Source organism: Shewanella vesiculosa (genome assembly GCF_009994065.1).
GTDB lineage: Bacteria > Pseudomonadota > Gammaproteobacteria > Enterobacterales > Shewanellaceae > Shewanella > Shewanella vesiculosa.
Map to the genome: position 1 here is coordinate 25,026 of NZ_JAACSD010000009.1, position 24,675 is coordinate 49,700.

The window sequence follows — 24,675 nt, forward strand, 5'->3', positions numbered from 1 at the left end:
TTAACGTATTTCCATGGCGATATTGCGCATTTGAATCAGTTCACTGTGTTTTAAATACAGTAAATCAGCTGTGCGGCGAATAATTTGGTCTTCATATTGCGACAATTCACCATCGGCATAGGCTAATTTCCACATCGCAAGCAGTAGTTTCTGCTTATCTTCAACGCTAAACTGACTATTGATCTCAGTGGTAAACTCAAATAATGAGGTGGCATTATGGCGGCTGAGTTTAGCTTCATTGATCAGTTCAGAGGCTTCATCTGCACTAATATGTAGTGTATTAACCAGCATTGCGGGTAGCAAAGCGGCTTCCGACGATGCCAAGTGTTCATCTGCATAGACAACTTCAAGCAACAGCGTTGCTGCAGCAAGATTGAGGTGTTTTACCTTGTCTTCTGGGCTACTTTCTTGAGTATGGGATTGGATAAAGTGCTTTAGTTTTGCGATCATAATTAGGCTGTCCAATATTACTGTTCATTTTGATGCTAGCAAAAATGATAATCCCAAGCGAATAGCTTGGGATTAAATTATGTTAACCCAAGTGTTGCTTGGGTTAACAAGTTAGGCTCTTGAAAGCAGGTTATAAGATTGAACCTAGACCTTTCATTAATAAATCCACTGTGCCTTCACCACCACTTTGCTGAAGATAGTTTTTAGCGATATCAACCATAGGTACAATGTAGTCTTTTGATATACCGAGTTTTTCAAAAGCATCATATACCATAGCGCTCCCTTGTAACGAAGAGCCTAAATTACCTGCTTTTGATAATAATCCCGACATACCATTATCTGATGATAGTGCAGGTACCGCAGCCATTAGCCCATCAGCATTGGGGATACTGTTGCTTAGCTGACTGAAATCATTGTTACCTAAATTGGTTTGGGCCAAATTAAGCAATGATCCTAATCCGCCTTCAGCTTGAGTTTGAGATAATCCAAGTTGCGACATAACGCTGCTCACTAATGCACTTGATTGCTCTGATGCTGCTGGCTGTGCAATGGCTTTAGCTTGTTCTGTTGCTGGTTTTTTAGTTATTTCAGTCACGTTATCTAACCAGCCTGCAGATGTCGGTGCCGAGAATATCAATAAGGTAACCAGTACCGGTAATGCGGATGCTAATTTCATAGTGAGTGTCCTATCATGCCATTCAATGTCTAAACTTCGGGTCATTTTAGCCTGATTTACATAAATGCGACAGGTGATCACGATTTTTGCTCATTAGACTTGTGCAAAATGCTTTTTTTTTGGGTATCCTAAGCGCAATATTTGTCGTTAATAGATTACTGGAACCCACATGTCATTGTTTGCAATTTTGACTGAAGCATTTAACTTTTTTCGAAACCACATCCGTCAGCTTGCCATACTGACATTGCCATTACTATTAATCCAAGTCGCTATCCAACTTTGGCTAGGTAATGAAATGATGCAGGCTGATGCTGAAAACCCACAATTTGGCGCAGTTCATGCTGCGGCAATGATGGTACTGTTGTTAGTATTTTCATTTTTAATTGCGGCTTTAACACTCTATTTAGAGCTACGCTCTCAAGGGCATGATCTTGCGCCGGGACAAATATTGAAGGCTAGCTTGCCATTTGTACCACCATTATTATTAGCTGGTGTATTTTCTGGCTTAGCCATTTTAGCGCCGGTAATGATTTTTGCTGCATTTGGCCCGTTGTGGTTAATTGGTTTATTAGTCAGCTTATATTTGTTTTCTCGGCTTGCATACGTGAACTTTATGGTAGTGGTTGAACGTTTAACGCCCCTTGAAGCGATTAAGAGCAGCTTTAAATTCAGTGGCCCTATCACGATTAAAACCATTGCAGTATTAATGCTATACGTGCCATTGTCTTTATTGGCTGGCATGTTTTCACAAGTCGCGATGCAAGTTGGCTTTCCACTGCAACTTATCGTAGAAGCGACTTTTTCATTCTTAGGTTTGTTTGTTAACATCGCTTTGTTTAGATTGTATATGGTCAATCGTAAAACTGCGGATGCTGACATCACCGAGGGATAATAGCTTGTAGACACTCAAAAAGGAGAGACCATTGTTAAATGATATTGAGTTTATTGATGGTTTCTCTACTGAGCTTAGCGACGATTATCGTTTAGCCAAAAGTTATGTTCGTGATATTCCTACTCAAGCGCTAGTGTATATACGCAGTTTTACCCATAAGCTCACTAGCCAACTCGCCATTCCCCATGGGCTTATTTTCACTAGCCCTAATTTGTACGACCGAATTGAACAATTACATCAAGCACGATTAATCGATCCGCCAGCTGTGCGCGCATTACATCGGCTTCGCAGTGACGGTAACCGTGGTGCCCATCCAGAAAAATACCATTTAACCCAAGCACAACTCGTGACGATTGCAGAAAAGTCGATTGAGCATATTTTGCAATTGATTAAAAAACTGTACCCATTAGTACAGCAATCAGCACCTAGGTATCAATTTGACGCTTTTGACTCATTTGCTGGGCGTGATTTATGTTACCGCGCAGTGATGGATAACGACGCGCAAGCGCAGTATTTAGTTGGCATGTCTCTAAAAGCCAAAGGCTTAATGCTACAAGAGCAGGAACAGGCTTTAGCCCAAGTATTACTGGCTCGTTCTACGTTTAATGATGTTGATTCAATGACAGAAAAAACATCAACGCGAAACTCTGCCGCGGACGCGTTTGCACAAGCGGGTTATTGGTTTGCTTTAGCATCCACTCAGGATCAAGCAGCATTATTTGAACATGGTGTGAGCTTATTACATGGATATTGTGGTCATCCAAATCCAATTGAAGGTGAGCAACTTATTGCTAAGGCTGCCGAAAAAGGCATTGTCGAAGCACAAGCATTACTGGGGTTTTTCTACCTTGTTGGCAGCTCTCAATTTAGTGTTGATCTGCTCCAAGCCGAGCGTTTATTAACCCTTGCCGCCAATGCTGAAAATGCTGAGGCCATGTCAAATCTTGGAGTGTTGTTTTATCAAACCCAACAATTTGAAGATGCATTTTTATGGGTGAATAAAGCCGCGAAAGCCGGATATTCTAATGCCCAATATCATTTAGCTTTGATGCTAGTCGAAGGGCTAGGATGTGATATAGACGTACCTGCAAGCCTGCAATGGATGAACGAAGCCGCTGAGCAAGGGCAGGTTGATGCCATGCTACATTGTGGCAGTGATATTTTGCACGATGACAATGCCAGCCAACAACAACGAACTAAGGCCGAACATTACTTACACCAGGCGATTAAGTACGGCCACAATGTGAGTGCAATGATAGAGTTAAGCGTGGCGTTAGCTGACGGTATTTTAGGCCGTATCGATGTAGTACAAGCCGCATATCTACTCACACTCGCTAGAACGCATGCTAATGAGGAACACCGACAAGTCATCGAGCCATTGTGGCAATCATTAGCCATGCAGATTGACAGTGTCATCGCACTCAACCCCACTGAAGAAGAGTTAATTACCTTGCAACAGGCCAAGAGCTTACTTCTGTAAGGTAAGTTGCTGGCGGGCATGATGCTTGAATATCATGGATATTAATCCGTTAATCCTTTCAACGTTAACACTCTAGCTGCTGATATTACTCACACTACGCAGCTTAATACGCTGGCTAGATAGAGAAAGCCTTCAATGCTGTTATTTGTCTAGAGAGTGCTGAATCATTGTTAACTGAGCAGATTTTTAATGGAATGAGTATTAAATAAGTTTTGTTACTAAAAGCCACTAGACGACAGACTAAAAAATCAAGTAGGGTGAGAGCATAAATTAGGATCTATTAAATCAATCATTCGGATAATAATCCGATTAAGATGAATTTGACCCGTAGAATAATCATGACTCACTCAATGTTTCAGACTCACAAAAAGTGGCTATGGCTACTGCTCGGCGTATGGCTGATTGTAATACAATCATTCGCGCTGCTGCATTCTGCTGAGCACGGTCTGGAACATCAGCATACTCATTGTATTGTGTGCGATTTTGGTCATAACCTAAATGCCGGTCCATCATCTTTGCGCATGCCGCCGATGGGATTGCAACAGCCGGAATATATTGCGCATACACCTTATCAACAACCTAGCTTGTCGGTATTACGTCACTTCAATGTTCGTGCTCCTCCCTGCCTTTTTTAAGCAATATCACAATATAAAAATTTATAATTTTTTGCTTATCTAAAGGAAAGGCACAATGAAACTTGCATTATCTTCTATAGCGCTAGCAGTTGCTGGCGTATGTTCACCGGTTATGGCTGCGCAGCTACAAGGCCAAGTCACCGACCCACAAGGTACACCTATTGTTGGTGCTCAAGTCAGCATTGATGGTGGCCCTCGGACAATGACTAACTCACAAGGTCAGTATCAGTTAACCGTTGCCGATAATAGCCATGTGCATTTGCACGTAAGTGATGATAATTTTAAGCATGTTGATCAGGATTTGCAGATAACTACAGGTGTGATTAAACAGGATGTTTCACTCAAGCAGGCCATAATGGAAAATATCGTGGTCACTGCCTCACCTCTTGCGCGTTCGGCACTCGAAAGTACCACACCAATAAGTGTACTTACCGAAGATCAGCTTAAACTTAATATCGAACCCACGCTCGGCGATACCCTAGAAAAACTCCCCGGTGTACAAGCTTCCCACTTTGGTGCTGGGGCCAGTCGTCCTATTATCCGTGGTATGGGCGGCCCTCGTGTGCAAGTACTTGAAAATGGTCTCTCTGTAGGTGACGCATCTACTGTATCTGCGGATCACGCAGTAACCACTGAGGCTGCATCGGCACAACAGATTGAAATTCTTCGCGGTCCTGGCACTTTGCTTTATGGCAACGGCGCAATTGGTGGCGTGGTCAATGTGGTCGATAAGCGATACCACGAGGCGCCTGTCGATGGCGTTTCAGGACAACTTGGTACTCGCTACGATACTGCCAGTAATGGTCGTACATTCAACGGCGATATTGATGGTGGCAATGGTCAGTTCAATTGGCATTTAGATGGTACTCATCGCGTTACCGATGATGTTGATATCCCTGGTAATGCAATTGTCGATATGCCCGAAACCCATGGCAAACTCGATAACAGTAGCTTAAAACTCGATGACTATGCTGCTGGTGTTGGTTATACCGCAGATACTGGATTTGTCAGCGTATCAGGTGCTCGAACCGAATCTAACTACGGTATTCCTGGACGCGGCGAGGCTGATGCTGCGGATATCACCATCGATTTAAAGAAAACTGCGTGGCAGTTACACAGCGGCTTATTAGACCCATTTGCTGGTTTTAGTAAGTTGCGTTTTGATGCTGGTTATACTGACTATCAACACTCAGAAGAAGAAGATGGCGTTGCAGGCACCACTTTCTTTAATAAACAAAGTGAGGCGCGCTTAAGCCTGAACAATAACCCTTGGGGTGAATGGCAAGGCACCATGGGATTGCATATGGTTCACCGTGACTTTTCTGTTGAGGGCGAGGAAGCGCTCACGCCAAACAGTAAAACAGATACTTTGGCGGCTTTTATTGTCCAGGAGCGTAAAGTCGGAGATTTTCGTTTTGAACTCGGTGGACGCATAGAACATTATCGTTTAGCGCCAGAGGGGATGATTTTAGAGACCATTAATGGTGAGCAAAACTATCAAGCTGAAGATTTAGTCGACAATGATTTGACCTTGTCGGCAGGAATGGTTTGGGATTTCGCACCGTCGTACAATTTAGGTTTGTCCTTGACTCGAGCTCAGCGTTCTCCAACCGCCGAAGAGCTTTACAGCTTCGGACCTCATGATGCTACGCAAAGCTTTGAGATCGGTTCACAGTTTACCATTGTAAACGGTCAAATTATGACTGACAGTGGTAATAACGACAAAGAGATCGCGAATAATATCGACCTAACCTTACGTAAATTAGAGGGGGCATGGACTGGTTCATTAAGCATGGCTTATAACAGAGTGAACAATTTCTACTACGAGAAAAATACCGGTTTAATTGCCTCTGATATTGTTGGCGCTGATCCAGAAGGTGATTTACCTGTATATCAATTTACCCAAGGTGATGCTGAGTTATATTCACTTGAGGCTCAGGCCACTATCCCATTCAATGATAATTGGTCGTTAGATATGTTCAGTGATTACACTCGCGGCAAATTGGTTGATGGTGGTAATTTACCGCTCATGCCGCCTATGCGTATAGGCTCAACGTTAAACTATGATCAACAGCAATGGCACGCGGAAATTGCCGCGATTGGTTATGGTAAACAAACTGATACAGCAGAAAATGAAACTGAAACAGCAGGTTATGCTTTAGCAAATGCAGCGGTTACCTATCGTTTATACACGAATTCGGGTGATATGTTGCTTTATGTCAAAGCAAATAACCTATTGAATCAAGAAGCAAGACCACATACTTCATTACTTAAGGACTACGCTCCGCTAATGGGCCGTAACGTGATGTTTGGTGTCACTTATAACTTTTAGTCTTTACTGCTTGTATACAAAATTAACTTAATCCTAAAGCGAAGTCTCTGACTTCGCTTTATTTTTAAGTTTGCATTTTGATCTCTTCATCACCCGCGCAAAGGCCGCTTGCTCACATTTGGGCTATCACTACATTCGCTTTGTGCTAAAGGACTGCTGCGTTTGGCAATTAGCGATAATCAAGATAACAGTTACATCAACTTAGGCAGCGGTCATGTTGATTAATGATCGCAGCCGCTAATGGATCTTCACTACGCGCAACCTGCGGTTCGTTAATCTGCTTGATGCTCAAACGTACGTCCATTGCGTTGTGATTGATTGGGCTTAGCACGACTGAACATATCAGCGTATGGCGCTGTTTGTTCGCGCTGCACATCCGCACGGCCTTGGTAGATATCGCCTTGTTGGGATTGTGCTTGTTTTCTCTGCAATATTTTTTTACCTAGCAACTGTAAAGTAATAAAGCTTAATAAGCCTAACAACAATAAAAACGGTAATAACACTATGGTGGTCAATGCGATGGCAAACAGCATCAGTAATGTCCAAATAGGGTTCATGTTAGTGAACCTGTTTTTCAAATTGGCAGTGTGGAATGATTGATTAAATCTCATAGTAGCTCCTGGGTACACTTAGCCTGAAAATGGGGTCTAAAAAGGTTACCTATAAATCAGTAACGATGATTTAAAGTACAGTCTGCATTGCTGAGACATAATATGTCACGTTAAATTCGGTTAATGTTTACGCTTTGGCGCTCAACTATTTAAGGTAAATACTTGCTAATAGCCCGCTTGAGCGGGATTGAGTAAAAGTATCAGTAATCATTTTTACTCATGTGTTGATTCGCGATAGCTCGTTCGACACTGTTGAAAATAATATTACGAAACCATTGATGCCCTGGTTCTTGGTTATTTCTTTCATGCCATAGAAACACATAAGCCATTGGCATAAATTCAAACGGTAAGGGAATAGAAACCAGTGAATAGAGCTTTTGAGCATGATGAGCAAAACTTGATGGCAAGGTAAAAATTAAATCAGTATTCGCGCAGACGCTGGCCGCACCATAAAAGTCTGGTACTGTAGTCGATAGATGACGATGTAAGCCTAAATTGGCCAGATGATAATCGAGAGCCCACCAATCGTTGCCTTCACATCTTACCTGAACATGAGACATGCTAAGGTAGTGAGCTTGATCCCATTGACCCGCTTTTACTTGCTGTAAAATAGGATGATCTTTACGCACTAGGCAAACTTGATGGTCGTTAAATAGTGTTTGTGATTCTATACCTTCGGGTACTTTTTCAATATTGACATCAGTTTGTGGATAAATATCTCTGCCAGCCAGGCCAAAATCGATTTGCCCTTGCTGTAGATCTTGCATAGATTTTTCGGTCCAGACATAGGAATCTAATTTTATTGACGGTGCTTGTTGCAATAGTGGCCCGATAAAATAGGGGATTAAGGTTTCATAAGCACTTTCAACCATAGATAATGAGAATTGGCGGTTACTGGTCGCGGGATAAAAAGTGGGAGGCTGGGTAAGTTGATATAAGTTTTGCAGCACTAACGGCAGTTGCTGTCTTAATGCATCTGCATGAGCCGTGGGCTTTAAACCGTGCGCTGTGCGTTGAAATAGTGGGTCATCTAATGTTTCTCGCAAACGATTTAAGCTTTTACTCACCGCCGATTGACTAACATGCAATCGATGAGCTGCTCGAGTCACACTTTGCTCCTCAAGTAATACTTGGAGAATGACTAATAGATTAAGGTCGACCCGAGCCAGATTGTCTAAATTCATGTGATATTCTCAAATGGAAATTCACTTTGGATTTTATATCATTTTCGTTCATACCTCCATTTGGCTTATTATAACGCCCTATTAAGGGTGACCTTTGTGCATTAAAAATTTAAGAGAAAGAAGTTTATGCGTCGTAACCTATTGCCACTGTTAATGTTTATGGTGCTATTAAGCCCATTAGCTATTGATATTTATCTGCCGTCTATGCCTGCAATGGCATTGGAATATGGTGTCTCTAACAGTGAAGTACAGTCCACCTTAGTGTTATTTTTATTTGCGATGGGCGTAGGGCAAATTTTAATTGGTCCACTCGCCGACCGTTTTGGTCGTAAACCTGTCGCGTTATTTGGGATTGTGCTTTATGGCATTAGCAGTTTATTGGGTGCTTACTCGGTTGAATTTGAATGGTTGCAGATTGCTCGAGTTTTTCAAGGGTTAGCCGCATGTTCAACCTCTATTGTGGTCTTTAGCGCGGTACGTGACTGCTATTCCCGCAAAGAAAGCGTGTCGATGTACAGTTATCTCAATGGTGCCATTTGTGTGGTGCCCGCGCTGGCTCCAACATTTGGTGGCTTATTAGCCTTACAGTTTGGCTGGCGTTCTACCTTCATTTTTATGGCTTTGTATGCCATTTTTGTGTTGTTTTTAGTGGGGTTCCGTTTCCCTGAAACGCGTCCATTAAATACCGACAGCACAGGACCTTTATACCGTTGGAGTCGTTATAAGCCGGTTATTGGTGACCCACATTTTATGTTTTATGCCAGTTGCTGCATGATCGCGATGGCATCGATATTATGTTACGTGTCGTACTCACCTGTGTGGATAATTGGTCACTTAGGCATCTCAGAATTAACCTTCAGTGGTCTGTTTGGCCTTAATGCTGCCATCAATATTGTCGCGTGTTTTGCCGCTCCAGTGTTGGTTAAGCGTATTGGGAATAGACCTGGCGTAGTGGTAGCTTTGTCGTTAATGCTGCTTGCTGCGGTTATTGAAGCAGCGGTTTACTTTGCCGGTCCACAAGCAGGCTTAGCCGCCGCAATAGCATTTATGGCTCCGATGATGATTTTGTGTGTTGGCTTTGCTATTTTACTTGGCCCTGCAACCAGTATGGCATTGTCAGCTTTCGGTGAGCGAGCAGGTACTGCGACGGCTATGCTGGGATGTATTCAAATGAGTGGGGCATCAATACTGACGGCGTTGATCCAACTAACCGATATACCTGCGCCTTATGCCATCGCACTAGTGATGGGCGGTTTTAGTTCGGTATTGCTGATTATTATGGCAATGAATCGCTTAAGTCATTTGCATCAAGAACAATTACAACACGATTAATTAAGCTTTAGTAACATCACCTTTAACCCGCAGAATGCTAACCACATTCCGCGGGTATTTTTTTGCCTCAATATGGTGAGACTTAAAAGCGGGCGTTAATTGCTACGCCAAAATTAGTTTCTGAATCACTATTATATTCACTATTCTCGAAATAATGTTCTAGCGAAAACTTAGCCGAGAACACATCTGAAAAATGCCAGAAGTAACGTGTATTTAAACCCGTTTCAGTGATGTTGTTGCTGTGGCTACTTTGATTTGAGTCATCAATATTACTGCTGCTGAAATCAGTATTTACATCTGCCCGGTAGTAAGTCGCACCCACAGACCATGCGTTATTGATATACCAATCTGCAAACACTGCAACAGTATAAATGTCATTTTCAAAGTTTAATTTAGAATTTTCCACTATAGTCGGAGTAGGTCCATCAACTTGGGTGAGAATTTCGTTGTTGGTATATTGTGGGTTTTGATAACCTACAGCCCCAGTTATAAACACTCCAGCGGTTGATTGTAATGGAATAAAATGTTCGTAAGTTAACGTGATAGCATCAATATCTTGGCTAAAATATGATTCAAATTCATATTCTAGATATGCGCCATTGTTAGATTTTGATTCTGAGTTGGTAGCGTAGTTCAAGGATAACTTTGAGTGTTCGCTAAAAAAATATCCTGCAATAATCTCGTATGTTGTGGTGTCAGATACAGCATTATCTGTACTTAACTGGGTGACTCCAGCCCCCAAAAACCATTTTGAGTCAAAAACGTATTCTCCAGAGATATTATATAAATCTTCGATGTCAGTCTTGGCATAACGCGCTGAAATAGTTGAGCCTTGATTAAAGAACGCGGCTAATTCGTAGGGTTTTTCAGCTTGTTCAACCGCTTTAAAATAATAGTGATAATTGGCGTTAACTAGGCCATCCGCTTCACCTGATGAGTCTAAAAAACCGATTTCTGCTTCGTGATGGTAGGCATTATTTTGAGCGGCATAAACGGAACTTGTGGCAAATGCGAGCATTAATGCCACAGACATCTTTGTCATAGTTCTTGTCATAATTCCTGTCATAATAGTGGTTCTTCCTTGAGATGTTATGGTGTAAAGCCAAGCATATTGAACTTAACTTTACATGTTTGCAACAAGATAAGGCAAAAAATGAGCAGAAGTTATTGTATATATTGCCAATATCCACAGTCGGCTTGCGTGTGTCATGCGATCAAACAGGTATCTTCAAATACCGAGGTAGTGGTGATGCAGCACCCATCTGAAGTGGGTCATGCTAAAAATACCGTGAGGTTATTGAAGCTGGTGATGCCGCAGATGAAAATTTACGTGGGTGAGGCTGCCACGGACTTTATTGAGCTGCAACATTATTTAGCTGCGCAAACGAAGCCGATTTATGTGGTTTACCCTAATGAGCACAGTCAAACTGTCGCCGAGGCTGGAGCGAGTGAGGCGGCGATTATTATTTTAGTTGACGGTACTTGGCGTAAAGCATACCGAATGTTGCAGCTCAATCCGTGGTTACTTAATTACCCTTCATTGCATCTAGAATGTGAAGATGAGTCGCAATATGTTATTCGTAAAGCGAAACGCAGCGACAGCCTGTCAACCCTCGAAGCGGCTGCCTACACTCTGGTTGCATTAAATCCTGCAGCAGACATTGCGCCAATATTTGCAGTGTTTAACGCAATGGTGCAACATAAGTTAACGGCTATGCCAGCTCTGGTTCGTGAGCGTTATAACGGCGATAAACTCAAAGGATAGACCATATGAAACATCAGCTGATAGGCTCATTGATTTTGCTCGTTACTGCGAGTTCATTAGCATTCGTTACCGTCGCGGCAGATAAGCCACATAAAAAAATGACTTTGGCTGAAAAGGGCGAGCAAGCACGTCAAGAGTCGGCTGAACTTGAACAAACACAATTGCAAAAAGCGCGTGAGGCTGCCAAAGCCACCGCGGAACGTGAACAAAAAGCATTGGCAAAAGTGCAGTCTAATGACTGGGAAGCACAACAGCTCGAAAAAGCCCGAGTCCAATCTGATGAGCGTTTAACCCGTCAGCAGAAGTATTTACAACAGGCGCAAGAAGCTGCAACTCAAACTCGTAAAATCCCTAAAGAAACCAGTATTGAGCCTGTTCAATCTGAATAGTGTGAGTGCGTTAATTATCTGTATTTGGCTTATTTTGGAGCGTCCCTTTGTCGTCTTGTCCTTTATGTCACCATGACACAGTAGCTTTTCATCAAGATAAAAAAAGAGCTTATGTTCGTTGTCCGCAGTGTTTTATGGTATCAGTTCCAACGGCGTTTTATTGGGATGAAGCCGCTGAGAAAGCTCACTACGATTGCCACCATAACGACTTTGCCGATGCGGGTTATCAACATTTTTTATCCCGCACCTTAACTCCGTTATTGACCCGCGTAGAACCAAATGCAAATGGATTAGATTTTGGTTGCGGCGAAGGCGCAGTATTAAGTCAAATGGCTGCAAAGCACGGTATTAACGTTGCTAATTATGATTTGTTTTATCACCCAGATACTCGAGTACTAAGTCAGCAGTATGATTTTGTCTGTTTAACCGAAGTGATTGAACACATTGCCGATGCACAGACGTTAGTTGAGCAATTAAGCCAATTAGTGCTCCCAGGTGGCATATTAGCCGTGATGACCAAGCGGGTGTCGGACCTTGATGGGTTTATCAACTGGCACTATAAAATCGACCCGACTCATATTAATTTTTACGCCCTAGAAACCTTTGAATGGATAGCGCGGCAACAAGGCTGGCAGCTTGAGGTGATCGACAGCGACGTGGTATTTTTTCACCTGCCCGCTTGTTAGTATTGGCTCAATCATGGTTGATTGAGTTGCATGATGAGTTATAAATATCAGCTCGGGATATCAATCTTTATTGGACAGGCCTCAGTATCACTAATAATGCTGCCCTGACTTGCAATAGGCTCACTATGGGTAAAGTTTGATGTGAAATAGGCCAAATATTGTTATTTGCCCTCACTTATCCCACTTCTTAAGCCCAATGAAAGTTCATAAGCTTAATCGCGACCATTGCGCGTTAATAAATAGATACAATTGACTTGTTAGCAATTGAGTAAAAAATTTAACAAAATTGTCATTTCAAGGTAGTTTTGTTGTACTCATATAATAACCAATGGAATGGACATGCGCCTGACCTCTCTCGCTTTAGTATTTGCAAGCTTATTTGCCTCCAGTGTTTACAGTGCATCAACCGTAGCAAGTGTGCCCAATGCCGCAGAGTTAAGCGCTGAAGTCGAAAGTAAAGTGATTGCATGGCGCCGCGATTTTCACCAACATCCTGAATTATCTAACCGAGAGTTTCGTACCAGTGAGGTGATTGCAAAACACCTTAAGTCCTTGGGACTTGAAGTGCAAACCGGTATTGCCCATACCGGCGTGGTAGCGATACTCAAAGGCGGTAAGCCTGGGCCTTTAATTGCTTTACGTGCCGATATGGATGCCTTACCCGTAACTGAAGTCGTTGATTTGCCTTTTGCATCTAAAGTCACCGATACTTATCGCGGTCAAAAAGTTGGCGTCATGCACGCATGTGGTCATGATACTCATGTTGCCATGTTGATGGGCGTTGCCGACAATTTAGTGAAGGTAAAAGACAGTTTGGCTGGTGACGTAATGTTTATCTTTCAGCCTGCCGAAGAGGGTGCTCCAGAAGGTGAAGAAGGCGGCGCAGAGTTAATGCTCAAGCAAGGTTTATTCGCCAAGCGTAAACCCGATCAAGTCTTTGGAATGCACGTTACGTCGAGTATGCCCTCTGGCGTAATAGGCTTGCGTTCTGGCCCCGCGATGGCAAGTGAAGATTCATTTACGATTAAGGTTACTGGCAAGCAAACCCATGGATCGCGTCCTTGGAGTGGTGTTGATCCTATTGTGGCATCAGCGCAAATTATTAACAGTGTGCAAACCATTATTAGTCGCCAAGTTGATATTACCAAAGCACCTGCAGTGGTGAGTTTTGGGGCCATTAATGGTGGAATTCGATCGAATATTATTCCCGATGAAGTAGAGCTCATCGGAACCATTCGTACCTTTGATCAACAGATGCGTGCCGACATTAAAGTTAAATTGGCCGAAGTGGCTGCTAATGCGGCTAAAACCCTAGGTGCTACGGCGGTAACTATTATCCAATCTGGTTACCCAGTAACCGTTAATAACCCAGAATTAGTCAGTAAAATGCGCCCTGTTATTGCTTCTGTGGTGGGTGACAATATGTTAATAGAGCCCGGGCTAATGACTGGCGCGGAAGACTTTTCGTATTATGCGCTGCAAACGCCGGGGATGTTCTTTTTCTTAGGTGTGACACCAGCGGACCAAGATATCAGTCAAGTTGCCAGCAACCACTCACCCGCATTTTATGTTGATGAAAGTGCCTTGAGAGTAGGTGTGCAAACCATGACGCAAGTTGCCTTAACCGCATTAAGCGTCGCACAATAAAACCCATTTTAGATAAACCTTTGGATGATAGCTCAAAAGGAGCGAGATATGACCCGTAAGATAATGGCGTTGCTGATGACGATAGGCGTACTGAGTGCGCCTGCCGTGTTAGCAACACAAGCTGAAGACATCAATAGCTTTACCTTAGACAATGGCATGAAGATTATGGTGCTGGAGGATAGCTCTATCCCTAATGCCAACATGTATATTTTTTGGAAAGTCGGTTCGCGCAATGAAGTGCCTGGCATTACTGGCATTTCACACTTTTTTGAACACATGATGTTTAACGGTTCTAAAAAGTTTGGCCCGAAAATGTTTGATCGCACAATGGAAGCTGCTGGTGGCGCGAATAATGCCTACACCACAGAAGACATGACAGTGTATACAGATTGGTTTCCTGCCAATGGTTTAGAAACCATTTTTGATTTAGAAGCTGATCGCATTGCCAACCTCGATATTAACTCTGAGATGGTAGAAAGCGAGCGTGGTGTGGTGCAGTCAGAGCGCACTACCGGGCTGGAAAACTCTAACTGGCGCACGATTCAAGAAGCGCTAAAAAGTGTTGCCTTTGCTGCACATCCATATAGCTGGTCAGTGATTGGTTATGAGTCGGATATTGCTGCTTGGACCTTAGAAGATTTACAGCAATACCATAAAACCTACTATGCCCCGAACAATGCGCTAGTGGTCATTACCGGTGATGTGAAGTTAGCCGAAGTGAAAGCATTAGCTAATCAGTATTTTGCGCCTATTCCTGCCCAAGCACCGCCAAAAGCAGTGCGTACTATTGAACCGCAACAGAATGGTGAACGCCGAGTCTTTGTTAAAAAAGAGTCTGTGAGCACACCAAACATTATGTTGGCTTACCATGTACCCGCAACTAGCCATGCTGACTACTATGCATTGGATTTGTTAGCGTCAATGCTCAGTGAAGGTAATAGCTCACGTTTTTATCAAGCTTTAGTCGACAAGCAATTAGCGGTTGCTGCCGAAACTTACATGCCGATGTCGTTCGACCCTAATTTATTTTATATTTTAGGTGTGGCGAATGCTGGCGTGAGCGCCGAGACGTTAGAGCAAGCCTTAATTGAGCAAATTAACCTTATTGCCACCCTAGGTGTGACTCAACAAGAGCTTGAAAAAGTCAAAAATATTAAGCTAATGGATTTTTACCGCACCATGGAAACCATTAACGGTAAAGCCAATACCTTAGGCACATACGAGCTGTATTTTGGGGATTACACCAAACTGTTTAATGCCCCAGAAGCGTATAACAAAGTGACTCCAGCTGACATCCAGCGTGTTGCACAAACCTATTTAATTAAAGCGAATCGAACTGTTGGTGTGCTCGCTGCGACTGAGGAGTCTGACAAATGAAAACTATAGCTCACACCCATATTAACCTATCGTTATCGGCCATCGCGTTAACTTGTAGTTTAGCCATAAGTGGTTGTGCGACTTCGCAGCAATCAACGGCCGATAATGCCTCTGCTAGTCCAAGCGCTGTCTCGGCGAGTTTTGTGATGCCAAGCTACCAATCTATTACCCTAGATAATGGTTTAAAAGTGACCTTAATGGTACAAAAAGAAGTGCCATTAGTGACCATTGATGCCGTGGTTAAGGCCGGGGCGGTGAATGATCTTACCTCTGGTATGGCGTACATTACCTCACAAAGTTTAATGCTAGGTGCTGCGGGCCAATCTAAGGCAGACATCGAGCAACAACTAGACTTTATGGGTGCCAGTATTGATACCAGTGCCGATCTAGAAGGCAGTTATATTCGTGCCAATATGATGAGCAAAGATGTCGATACCGTGCTCGCTATTTTTAGTCATGTATTACGTCAACCAGACTTTGATAGCGCCGAATTTGATAAGCTAAAACAACGTGAAATCGTCGGTTTGTCTCAACAAAAAGAAAGCCCTCGGGCCGTGATCGGACGCTACTTTAATAAGTTAGTTTTTGGTGAACATCCTTATGCTAATCCGGTATCGGGTAATAGTGACACTATCGCTAAACTGTCTGTTGCAGAGTTACGCGCTTTTCATAAAGGCTACTATCAACCAAGTAACATGACCATTAATGTGGTGGGTGATTTTGATGTTGCTGAGATGACCGCCAAGCTTAATAAAGCCTTTGGTGATTGGCAGACCACAGAAACAGTGGTTCAACCTGACTTAAGCCAAAACTTACCGACATTAACTCAGCCGCATGTATTGTTGGTCGACAAGCCTGATGCAATTGAAACCACTTTTTTAATTGGTGGCGTGGGTATTCGTTATGACAATCCAGATTATGTTGGGTTAACTGTCGTTAACACTATTTTAGGTGGTCGTTTTACCTCATGGTTAAATGATGAATTACGCGTCAATGCTGGTTTAACTTATGGTGCTCGTTCTGGTTTTAGCCCTTATGCGCAATCTGGCGTTTTTCAAATCAGTACGTTTACTAAATCATCAACAACAAAAGAAGCCATTGATTTAGCCTTAAAAACCTATGCTCGACTATGGGAAAAGGGCATTGATCAAACCACTTTAGATTCTGCTAAAGCCTATGTGAAAGGCCAGTTTCCACCTAAATATGAGACCAGTGGTCAATTAGCTGGTTTATTGTCTGACATGTACTTGTATGGTTTTAATGATGATTTTATTAATCAATTCCAAGCCAAGGTTGATGGGCTTACTGTTGCAGATACACAACGTTTGATTAAGCAATATTTCCCGCAACAAAACTTACAGTTTGTGTTGATTGGTAACGCTGACAACATTGCTGATGTTGCAGCGCAGTATGGTGAAGTCACTAAAGTCGACATCACAGCTACAGGCTTTGGCCAGTAGTTGCGAGTCAGTTAGTTAATTCGTAATATCCTATGATGGCTCACATAAGTGGGCCATTTTTTATGGATCTAACTGATAATGTGATTAAATTTAGAGGCTAAACGTTAGCAGCTAAGTTCATCGAGTAAGTTCATTGAGTAAGTTCATTAACTCAATTCTTTGAGTCAATGAGATCGCTGCGCCTAAATAGAGGCCGATAGGGTTAGCTATATTGAGTTTGGTCTGTTTGCAATGTGAAAGGATATGTTAATAAGTGGAGGTTTGATGAGCGCAAAATATCGATCAATAATACCGTTGACAGCGATCTTGTTACTAGTGCATTCAACGGCCTCTTATGCAGGCAAAGTGACTTTAGATATATTTTGTAGTCAATTAGCTGGCGAGTGGCAGGGCAATGCAGCTAATCCTAATACAGTTGCTAAAAAGGTAACTACTTCGGTAATGTGTTCGGCTGATCAACGGAATTTATACATTAGTGTTAGCCGTGGTAGCCGCTTTTCAAACAGCGAGACTTGGTGGTTTAGACAACAAGAAGATCATATTTTATTGTTGTATGCCAATGGCGTCACCGACGATATATCACAACAGCTGACCCTGTATGAGCAAGCGGGCAGTTATTCATTTCTAGGTAAAGGTGAAATAAATCAGCGTCCTGCATTAGTGCAGTTACAGTTTGATCCCGTGATTGGTGATGCAAAACCGACAATAAAAGGCTGGCAGTGGCAACAAAACGCCCATTATTTAGATGACGACAGTGATCAGTATCAGGTTATTAGAGCCATTAGCTTACTTAAACCGTCGGCAGAGGTTGCGCCGCCGACAGATTAGAAACTAATTTAAATCATTCAATTAGCGATAAAATAGATAAGCTGCAAATCCAGCCCAACTCAAGAGTAATAAGGCGGCTAACGACCATGTTAGAGGGTTGAATAGACTCTGTGGCTCATTGTAAGACATATCCGCATCATCATTGCTTGGAATCGCATGTTTGTTTTTCTGTTGCTGTTTACGCGCTTTATCACGTTCCCGAGCTTTCGCTTTTTCACGTTTTTTGTATTCCGCTATACCTTTTTCAATCCCCGCGGCAATCAGCTTAGTTTGTTCTTTAACTTGTCCAGGCTTTTGAGTGGCCTTGGCAATTGCTAAAGCATCATTTTGGGTTTCTGGGGATAGCGTTTTCTTCATTATTCAGCGCCTGCAAAATCCAGTTGACGCCATGCTTCGTAGCTAATGATGGCAACTGAATTTGATAAATTTAAACTACGACTATTGGCGGTCATTGGAATACGTAATCGCTGCCCCAGTGGGGTTGCATCAATAATATCCATTGGTAAGCCACGGGTTTCAGGGCCAAATAACAAGACATCATTTTCTTGGAAAGCAATTTGAGTATGAGGACGACTACCTTTAGTGGTACAGGCAATAATCCGTTTTCCTGCCATCGCCTCTAAAAACGCGGCATAGTCTTTATGGCGAGTGACGCTGGTCATATCGGAATAATCAAGTCCAGCGCGACGGAGTTTCTTTTCTTCGAGATCAAAACCCAATGGCTCAATCAAATGTAACTGTGAACCGTTGTTGGCACATAGACGAATGATATTTCCGGTATTTGGAGCAATTTCGGGTTCATAAAGGGCAATATGAAACATAGCAACCTTAGGTACGAAGCATAAAAAGAGGGACGAATTATACCTTAAGCAAGGTTTTTCTGCGAGACGTTATCAATGCCGACTTGGTGAAATGGGCGGTATAGCACGAATGATCATCCTTGATGGAGACTTAGCGCCAACTGTATTTGAGGCAGTCACAGTTAATTAAAGACCAGTTATTTATTGATACTTTAGCAGCCGATTCTACTGCTGTTATCGCCAATATTAGGCTGAATATAGGTTGTGAACATCGTTATTAGATAATATTGGCACCATTCTCTGGATCGCGAGATTGCGCTGCCTGTCGGCGTATATCATCAGTATCGCTGCTGATATCAACGCTAGCATCATCATGGACTTCATCGGATAAATCCGAAATTTTTTGCTCATTTGGTAAATTAGCTTGCTCCGTTATTGGTTGGCCACTTAACTGAGTTTGGTCTTGCTGATGTCTGCTGGAGACCAATTGTATCCCTTGAGGGAAAATGCGTTCGCGAGCATCATCTGGCATGCTGATTTTATTCGCTTCATAAGCGCGTACCAGTAAGCGCATTAAAATTGAAGCCACTTTTGGAACACTATGAGTTTCTGCATTAACCCAAAAATACACTTGCAGGTTAATAGTGGAAGAACCTAGGTTGGTTATCAGTACCTGCGGTTCAGGATCTGCTAGTACGCCGTGGTGAGCCATCATGATCTCCATGGCGATGTCCTGAGCCTTACGAATACTGGTATCGTAGCCAATACCAATCATAAAATTGCCCCGTATTCTTGGGTTTGCGGTCAGGTTTTTAATCACGTTTTTATAAATTGTGGCATTGGGAATTTGGATGTGGTTGCCATCGTAGTCGACTAACGTAGTGGCCCTTGCGGTGACTTTTTTTACAATGCCTAATTGACCTTCCACAGCAATGACGTCGCCTAATTTGAACGGGCGCTGGACACTGAGCAGTAAGCTGGAAATAAAGTTTTCGGCGATGTCTTTAAAGGCAAAACCTAAAATGAGACCTATTACCCCAGTGCTACTAATAATGGCAACGGCAAACTGAGTTAAGCCGGCGAGACGCAAAAAGATATACAGCCCTAATAATATGATCAGCATACTAAAGCTGCGCTGCATCACTAAACGAATAAGTTCACTCTGTGTGACCCAAGTTAAGGGCTGAATAAGCAGGCGAGCAATAGGGCGAGAAAGCCAAAAGAGTAGCAAAAATATTGCCAGTCCTAGGGCTAAGCTGGGCAAATACTGTAAGGTTTTGGCCCAAAACTGCCGTGCATCTTGCTGCAGAGGAGCTAAAGATAACGGCTCCATAGCGCGTAATTGAATATTATCTACAACCTGAGTCACACCAGGTAAGGCGGCGATGGTTTGCAGTATGCGTTCTTTACTGGCTTGCTCGGTGATGGAGCCATGGAGATTGACGACAGAGCCTTGTATTTCAATGTCGATTGCACTGCTTGGATCGTTAATTTGTATGAGTTGTTTCACCGTGTTGGGCGAGGGGGCTGCCTGGGCATAAGTAGGCGCAAAGCTGGTCAAGCAAACAAAAGTAGTGACTAAACTCCATAGGAGAATCCATCGACTTAATGTTGAGCATGAGCGGTGGTTGCAATGAGGAATGCTATTTAAAAAAAATCGACAAATCATAAGATTACCCGCAAGGTACAAGCCCGTCTTTATTCAATATTAGCAAATAATCGTCACCGACACCAAAGCTTGTAAGCGTTATCCGCTAATGTTTTTGCAGTATGCAAAAAGGGCTTTTTTCTACTAAAGGCATACTAATAAGTCAATATATGCGGTGTTGTCGTTGTTTAAAAAATGATGCTCATTAAGGGTAATAATAGCAACACTTGCAATAGTGGTCTGGTAATTGCGTTGTACTTTATGACCATCAATGCAAGTTAGTTAATACACGCTGGGGGGAACCGCTAACCTCAGTCATTCAAAATGGAGAATATCATGGATTTATTACGTATTATAATCGCAATTTTACTGCCGCCACTTGGGGTTTTTCTACAAGTAGGGCTAAGTAAAACCTTATTATTAAACATAATTTTAACCTTGCTAGGCTACATTCCAGGGATAGTTCACGCAGTATGGGTGATTGCTAAACGTTAGTAGCGGTCAAGATAAGTATGCCTAAAGGTTAAGCGGCTCAGGCTGCTTACATTAATCGGAAAATGTTGCCAGTTAAGGGTAATTTTTACCTAAATACATGCTTATCGTTGAATTGCTTTTCTATTAAATGTTTACAACGTTAATTTAGCGGTGTCGTTTTATGAAACTGAGCTGTTATTGATGTTTGCTTGTTCCCTGCGTGTGCAGGGGTTTTAGATAATGCCATTATTCAGGGCGATAAGCATGCACCGGTGAAGTTGTTATCTTTTTTAGCTAGCCTCATTTACCGGTAAACTGATACTCAGTTTAAGGCCTTGGCGCTTGCCCGTCGGGCCAATCAGATTTTCTGCCACTATGCTGCCCTGATGTAGCGTAATGGCAGCTTGGGTGATTGCCAAGCCTAATCCCCAACCGCCACTTTTTCTGTCTCTAGCGGTATCTGGGCGATAGAAAGGTTTAAAAATAGCTTCAAGTTCTTTGGGGTCGATACCAGGACCGTCATCTTCTACTGTAATGAGTATATGTTTACCCGCCTGGACCGCACTGATGGTTATTTGACTGTTGGCATAGCAAATTGCATTACGCAGCAGATTTTCTATGGCGCGCGAGAGTGTCTTTGGGTGAAGAGGCAATTGCAGTGCCTCTGGTATATCAATTTGTAATAGCTTCCCTTGCTGCTCGGCTTCAAATTCAGCGTCATCTAACACTTGGCTTAGTGACTCGGCTAATTCGAGCTCGATTTTATTTTCATGGCTGGCCAAGCTAACCCGAGATAGGGTAAGTAACTCACTGATTAATGCTTCAAGCTGTAAAGCTTCATAGCCAATACGTTCTAGTTCTTCACTTTGCTGACCTTTTTTACGGCCGAGGGCCAAGGCTAATTGCAGTCTAGTGAGCGGCGTGCGCAGTTCGTGAGAAATATCACCCATTAATCGTTGCTGATTGTTAATCATGGTTTGTACTGCGTCAGCCATGCCATTGAACGCTTGGGCTAACTGGCCCATTTCATCACGTCTACTCGCTGTGGCTGCATCAACTCGGCTCGATAAATCACCTCTTGCGAGGGCATTAGCGCTGTGTTTAAGCGAGCGTAATGGTTTACCTAAGTACCACGCCAGCAAACCACATAATAACCCAGATAATAAAATGGCTAAGCCTGCTGTGAGTAATTTATTATCGGCAAAGAATAAAAACCATGGCCGAGGATGACTATCGGGTAAACGGCCAAATAACTGATAGGCTTTATCATTGACCTCAAAAGAATAGGGGCCAAAAATAAATTCATCTCTAAATTGGTGGCTAATGGGCTGATCTGCCTCTTCGGCCATCAACTGAAAACGTCTAAATTCGCGTGATACTCGTTGAGTATTTAGCACTTGTCCTTCGCCGTCGGTTAAATATACCCGCATAGGACCATGGTTGCGGCTTCCATCCTTATTGCGACTACGATGCAGACGTTGGAGGCTTTTGCCTTCGAGTAACTGTGGTTGCTGTTGTATTCGTTCAGCGATGTTTTTTAGCACCTGCTCTAAGCTAGGTGGTAAAGGTGAGCGATCATGGCTTTGCTGTAATAGCGGTAATAACGACACTAGAGCAATAATTAACGAACTGCATAGCCAAAAGCCGAGCAATAATTTAAAAAACAGCCGATTAAATGGATTGTTTTTCAGCATTACGGTATCCAAATATAGCCTTTACCGCGGAGGGTTTTAACTCGTGGGCGGCCGTCTTTGCGTTCAGGTAATTTTTTACGTAAGTTAGATAAATGCATATCTAAGCTACGGTCAAATGGCATTAATTTTTTGCCTAATACATTTTCGCTTAACGAGTCTTTGGTCACCAGTTCGCCAGATTTTTCAACTAAATTGAACAGCAAGGAAAATTCGGTACCAGTAAGGATAATCAGTTGCTCATTGCAATAGGTTTCTTGGCGGGTCGGATCGAGTCGTAAATCACCAAACTGCATCATTTCATGGGCTTGGCTATCTTGTTGGGTGGTTTGTGCACGCCGTAATATGGCACGAATTCGAGCGACTAATTCGCGATCATTAAACGGTTTTGGTAAGTAGTCATCGGCGCCGATTTCAAGACCGACAACCCGATCGATTTCATCACCGCGGGCGGTGAGCATCAATACTGGAGTTTGTTTGCGCTGCCGTAAAGCCCGCAATACTTCAAAGCCATTAAGCTTGGGTAGCATAACGTCAAGAAGGATTAAATCGAAGTCTTGCTGTTGTGCCATCATCAGCCCTTGCTCACCATCGTAAGCTTGGCTTAGTGCAAATCCTTCTAACTCAAGTAATTGGCTGAGTAGATCGGATAAACCAATATCATCGTCGATAAGTAAAATGCGATTCATAACTGTCCTCTGGCACAAAGAAAATCTGTATGTTGACGTTAACATACAGATTTTTCGATCAATTGAGCTTATCTCATGCCAAGATTAAATCATATCAACATTGCACAGTTTTACATTTACCCCGCTTTATTTTGCACTATGTAGCGTTTAATTCTGGCAATGATAAAGGTCAGTATAATTGAGCCGAGGATCAGGCCGACCGAGAAGACCGCATTTTGTAGAGCATTAGGATTAAACACTAACATGCTGCCTAAACCTAACATCATTATGCCTGACATCAGTTTAAGCACTTCACCTTCTTTTTCGGTGAGTTTGCGTTTACCTAATGTCATTGAGAAGACAATCACAATAGCGGCCAGTGGTATAACGTAAACCACATTATAAGCGATGAGGTATAAGTAACGTTGCATGGTATCGAGATCTGATAATGACAACACTGAGGTGTAAATCATTGGAAAGCCAGCGGTGCAGAGCAGCTCGTAGGTATTAGCTAAAATTGCCAGAATAGTTGAACCTAAAATCATTGTTGGTAATGAACTGGCTTTAGATAATTTCCCCATACGCTTAATAAGCGAACCACGGTTTTCGACCGACATGGATAAGCTAACGTCGCCTCGGCCATAAAAGTAATCTTTTATATTGACGATTGCTGCTATCAACGCCAATACCCCCGCACAAGTGATAATGATACCGCCATCACCGCCGCCGAGAACTTGGAATAAGTTAAGCCAGGCGCTCATAAATACGAAGTAGATAAGGCCGGAGAAAAATACAAAAATACCGCCCACTAACAGCATACGTTTGCGGCTGCCAGCATTCACCATAATGCTCAGTAAAAATAGCAGCACGAAAAAGGCGCACGGGTTAAAGGCATCAACACCAGCTAACACTAAGGTTAGAACCGGCAATGACATTTCTTCTGGATGTACAGCGCCAATGAGTGGAATGTCGACAGGTTGAACCGTTGGCGCAGGGGCTATGTCGCTGGCTTGGTCAAATGACATACCACATGAGCCTTCGGCTTGTGGATCGTCGCTATTGTCACTACAGGTTTCAAACAGTGGTGCGCTTGCAACTGGCGCAGCTCCGAGGAAATCATCAAGCTTATCACCAATATCTGCTTTACCACCTTGGCGTTGGTAGCAGTTAACCAAGCGCTCTAGAATGAAACGTCCAGTCACTTCATGGCTGTTATAACCCACTACGGCCTCACCACAAATAGCAAAGTAGGGCACCGATTTGGGTTCAACACCTGTTTTTTGACCCATTTCCATGAGTTTATCAACATTGCCGGGTTCACTAATGACGTAGTCGTGTAATTCGATCCAGTCAAAACGTTCGCCTAGAGCATCAATAAAAGGATGGGCTTCACGACAATGAGGGCAGGTTTTCGACCAAAAGAAATGCAGCTTTACCACTGGCTGCTGGTTTTGCTGAGTATACCAAATTGAGTCGTCTGTTGAGGCCACGGTACTGGCTATTGAGCTTGGAGCTAATATCAATACACAAAGAAGTAACAGTAATTGGCCAATCAATCGGTTCATAATTTATTCCATTAAAGCGCTAATAGTTAGATTTTATGCCCTAATATGATTACTGTAAGGATCAAGTCTGAATTACGTTAACTGG

At 42.8% G+C, this 24,675-nt stretch carries 24 protein-coding genes; 13 read left to right on the top strand and 11 right to left on the bottom strand.

All coding sequences use genetic code 11. The annotated features are described in order from the left end of the window. Together GW828_RS10870 and GW828_RS10875 are read right to left on the bottom strand one after the other, a co-directional pair. A complete protein-coding gene (locus GW828_RS10870; RefSeq protein ID WP_124017410.1) occupies positions 1–450 on the bottom strand; it encodes a tellurite resistance TerB family protein in 450 nt (149 codons plus the stop codon). A 130-nt stretch (positions 451–580) separates the two neighbouring features. After that, a complete protein-coding gene (locus tag GW828_RS10875; protein ID WP_273058932.1) occupies positions 581–1,126 on the bottom strand; it encodes a DUF2780 domain-containing protein in 546 nt (181 codons plus the stop codon). 169 nt (positions 1,127–1,295) lie between these two features. Here GW828_RS10875 and GW828_RS10880 point away from each other — a divergent pair, with 169 nt between their 5' ends. The 4 genes from GW828_RS10880 (at position 1,296) to GW828_RS10895 (ending at position 6,465) form a co-directional block, all read left to right on the top strand. Continuing rightward, positions 1,296–2,018 (top strand): hypothetical protein, encoded by a 723-nt coding sequence (locus tag GW828_RS10880; RefSeq protein ID WP_124017412.1) that lies wholly within the window; start codon positions 1,296–1,298, stop codon positions 2,016–2,018. Positions 2,019–2,049: 31 nt separating this feature from the next. Beyond that, positions 2,050–3,498 carry a DUF4145 domain-containing protein gene (locus GW828_RS10885; RefSeq protein WP_182742392.1) on the top strand — a complete coding sequence of 483 codons (1,449 nt, stop codon included), beginning with the start codon at positions 2,050–2,052 and terminating at the stop codon, positions 3,496–3,498. A gap of 350 nt (positions 3,499–3,848) precedes the next feature. Next, positions 3,849–4,133, top strand: a complete 285-nt coding sequence (locus GW828_RS10890) for a hypothetical protein (protein ID WP_259395285.1) — start codon at positions 3,849–3,851, stop codon at positions 4,131–4,133. A 55-nt stretch (positions 4,134–4,188) separates the two neighbouring features. Then, the gene (locus GW828_RS10895) at positions 4,189–6,465 is read left to right on the top strand and encodes a TonB-dependent receptor (RefSeq protein WP_182742393.1); all 2,277 of its coding nucleotides are present in this window, start codon (positions 4,189–4,191) and stop codon (positions 6,463–6,465) included. 272 nt (positions 6,466–6,737) lie between these two features. Here the strand turns inward: GW828_RS10895 and GW828_RS10900 are convergent, their stop codons facing one another. Beyond that, entirely contained in the window at positions 6,738–7,076 is a 339-nt protein-coding gene (locus tag GW828_RS10900) for a hypothetical protein (RefSeq protein ID WP_182742394.1), read from the bottom strand. A 200-nt stretch (positions 7,077–7,276) separates the two neighbouring features. Beyond that, on the bottom strand, positions 7,277–8,260 hold the full coding sequence (locus GW828_RS10905) for a LysR family transcriptional regulator (RefSeq protein ID WP_182723053.1): 984 nt from the start codon (positions 8,258–8,260) through the stop codon (positions 7,277–7,279). A 126-nt stretch (positions 8,261–8,386) separates the two neighbouring features. Between GW828_RS10905 and GW828_RS10910 the strand changes: the two genes are divergently transcribed. Next, the gene (locus GW828_RS10910) at positions 8,387–9,592 is read left to right on the top strand and encodes a multidrug effflux MFS transporter (RefSeq protein ID WP_182723054.1); all 1,206 of its coding nucleotides are present in this window, start codon (positions 8,387–8,389) and stop codon (positions 9,590–9,592) included. 82 nt (positions 9,593–9,674) lie between these two features. On the opposite strand, the gene GW828_RS10915 is transcribed toward GW828_RS10910, so the two are convergent. Then, the gene (locus GW828_RS10915; RefSeq protein ID WP_182742634.1) at positions 9,675–10,634 is read right to left on the bottom strand and encodes a putative porin; all 960 of its coding nucleotides are present in this window, start codon (positions 10,632–10,634) and stop codon (positions 9,675–9,677) included. 111 nt (positions 10,635–10,745) lie between these two features. On the opposite strand from GW828_RS10915, the gene GW828_RS10920 reads away from it, so the two are divergent. From GW828_RS10920 to GW828_RS10950, 7 genes are all read left to right on the top strand, one after another. Next, the gene (locus GW828_RS10920) at positions 10,746–11,357 is read left to right on the top strand and encodes a tRNA-uridine aminocarboxypropyltransferase (protein ID WP_124017420.1); all 612 of its coding nucleotides are present in this window, start codon (positions 10,746–10,748) and stop codon (positions 11,355–11,357) included. A gap of 5 nt (positions 11,358–11,362) precedes the next feature. Further along, positions 11,363–11,746, top strand: a complete 384-nt coding sequence (locus tag GW828_RS10925; RefSeq protein ID WP_182742635.1) for a hypothetical protein — start codon at positions 11,363–11,365, stop codon at positions 11,744–11,746. A gap of 47 nt (positions 11,747–11,793) precedes the next feature. Next, positions 11,794–12,432 carry a class I SAM-dependent methyltransferase gene (locus GW828_RS10930; RefSeq protein ID WP_182742636.1) on the top strand — a complete coding sequence of 213 codons (639 nt, stop codon included), beginning with the start codon at positions 11,794–11,796 and terminating at the stop codon, positions 12,430–12,432. 333 nt (positions 12,433–12,765) lie between these two features. Then, the gene (locus tag GW828_RS10935) at positions 12,766–14,079 is read left to right on the top strand and encodes an amidohydrolase (RefSeq protein WP_182742637.1); all 1,314 of its coding nucleotides are present in this window, start codon (positions 12,766–12,768) and stop codon (positions 14,077–14,079) included. A gap of 63 nt (positions 14,080–14,142) precedes the next feature. After that, positions 14,143–15,456 (top strand): M16 family metallopeptidase, encoded by a 1,314-nt coding sequence (locus GW828_RS10940; protein WP_404948465.1) that lies wholly within the window; start codon positions 14,143–14,145, stop codon positions 15,454–15,456. After that, a complete protein-coding gene (locus GW828_RS10945) occupies positions 15,453–16,916 on the top strand; it encodes a M16 family metallopeptidase (RefSeq protein ID WP_182742639.1) in 1,464 nt (487 codons plus the stop codon). Before GW828_RS10940 ends, GW828_RS10945 begins: the two co-directional genes overlap by 4 nt. 264 nt (positions 16,917–17,180) lie before the next feature. Then, positions 17,181–17,744: a hypothetical protein gene (locus GW828_RS10950; protein ID WP_273058926.1), complete on the top strand. Its 564-nt coding sequence runs from the start codon at positions 17,181–17,183 to the stop codon at positions 17,742–17,744. A 21-nt stretch (positions 17,745–17,765) separates the two neighbouring features. Here the strand turns inward: GW828_RS10950 and GW828_RS10955 are convergent, their stop codons facing one another. From GW828_RS10955 to GW828_RS10965, 3 genes are all read right to left on the bottom strand, one after another. After that, positions 17,766–18,101 (bottom strand): DUF2956 domain-containing protein, encoded by a 336-nt coding sequence (locus GW828_RS10955; protein WP_273058924.1) that lies wholly within the window; start codon positions 18,099–18,101, stop codon positions 17,766–17,768. Continuing rightward, on the bottom strand, positions 18,101–18,565 hold the full coding sequence (trmL, locus tag GW828_RS10960) for a tRNA (uridine(34)/cytosine(34)/5-carboxymethylaminomethyluridine(34)-2'-O)-methyltransferase TrmL (protein ID WP_124017428.1): 465 nt from the start codon (positions 18,563–18,565) through the stop codon (positions 18,101–18,103). Before trmL ends, GW828_RS10955 begins: the two co-directional genes overlap by 1 nt. A gap of 256 nt (positions 18,566–18,821) precedes the next feature. After that, the gene (locus tag GW828_RS10965) at positions 18,822–20,213 is read right to left on the bottom strand and encodes a mechanosensitive ion channel domain-containing protein (RefSeq protein ID WP_420542422.1); all 1,392 of its coding nucleotides are present in this window, start codon (positions 20,211–20,213) and stop codon (positions 18,822–18,824) included. A 315-nt stretch (positions 20,214–20,528) separates the two neighbouring features. Between GW828_RS10965 and GW828_RS10970 the strand changes: the two genes are divergently transcribed. Further along, on the top strand, positions 20,529–20,687 hold the full coding sequence (locus tag GW828_RS10970) for a YqaE/Pmp3 family membrane protein (protein WP_124017430.1): 159 nt from the start codon (positions 20,529–20,531) through the stop codon (positions 20,685–20,687). Between the two features lie 269 nt (positions 20,688–20,956). On the opposite strand, the gene GW828_RS10975 is transcribed toward GW828_RS10970, so the two are convergent. The 3 genes from GW828_RS10975 to GW828_RS10985 all read right to left on the bottom strand — a co-directional run bounded on the left by GW828_RS10975 (position 20,957) and on the right by GW828_RS10985 (position 24,590). After that, the gene (locus GW828_RS10975) at positions 20,957–22,360 is read right to left on the bottom strand and encodes an ATP-binding protein (protein WP_273058920.1); all 1,404 of its coding nucleotides are present in this window, start codon (positions 22,358–22,360) and stop codon (positions 20,957–20,959) included. Continuing rightward, entirely contained in the window at positions 22,360–23,046 is a 687-nt protein-coding gene (locus GW828_RS10980) for a response regulator (RefSeq protein ID WP_273058918.1), read from the bottom strand. The genes GW828_RS10975 and GW828_RS10980 overlap by 1 nt, the downstream gene beginning before the upstream one ends. Before the next feature lie 116 nt (positions 23,047–23,162). Beyond that, on the bottom strand, positions 23,163–24,590 hold the full coding sequence (locus GW828_RS10985; protein WP_182697717.1) for a thioredoxin family protein: 1,428 nt from the start codon (positions 24,588–24,590) through the stop codon (positions 23,163–23,165). Positions 24,591–24,675: the final 85 nt, after the last annotated feature.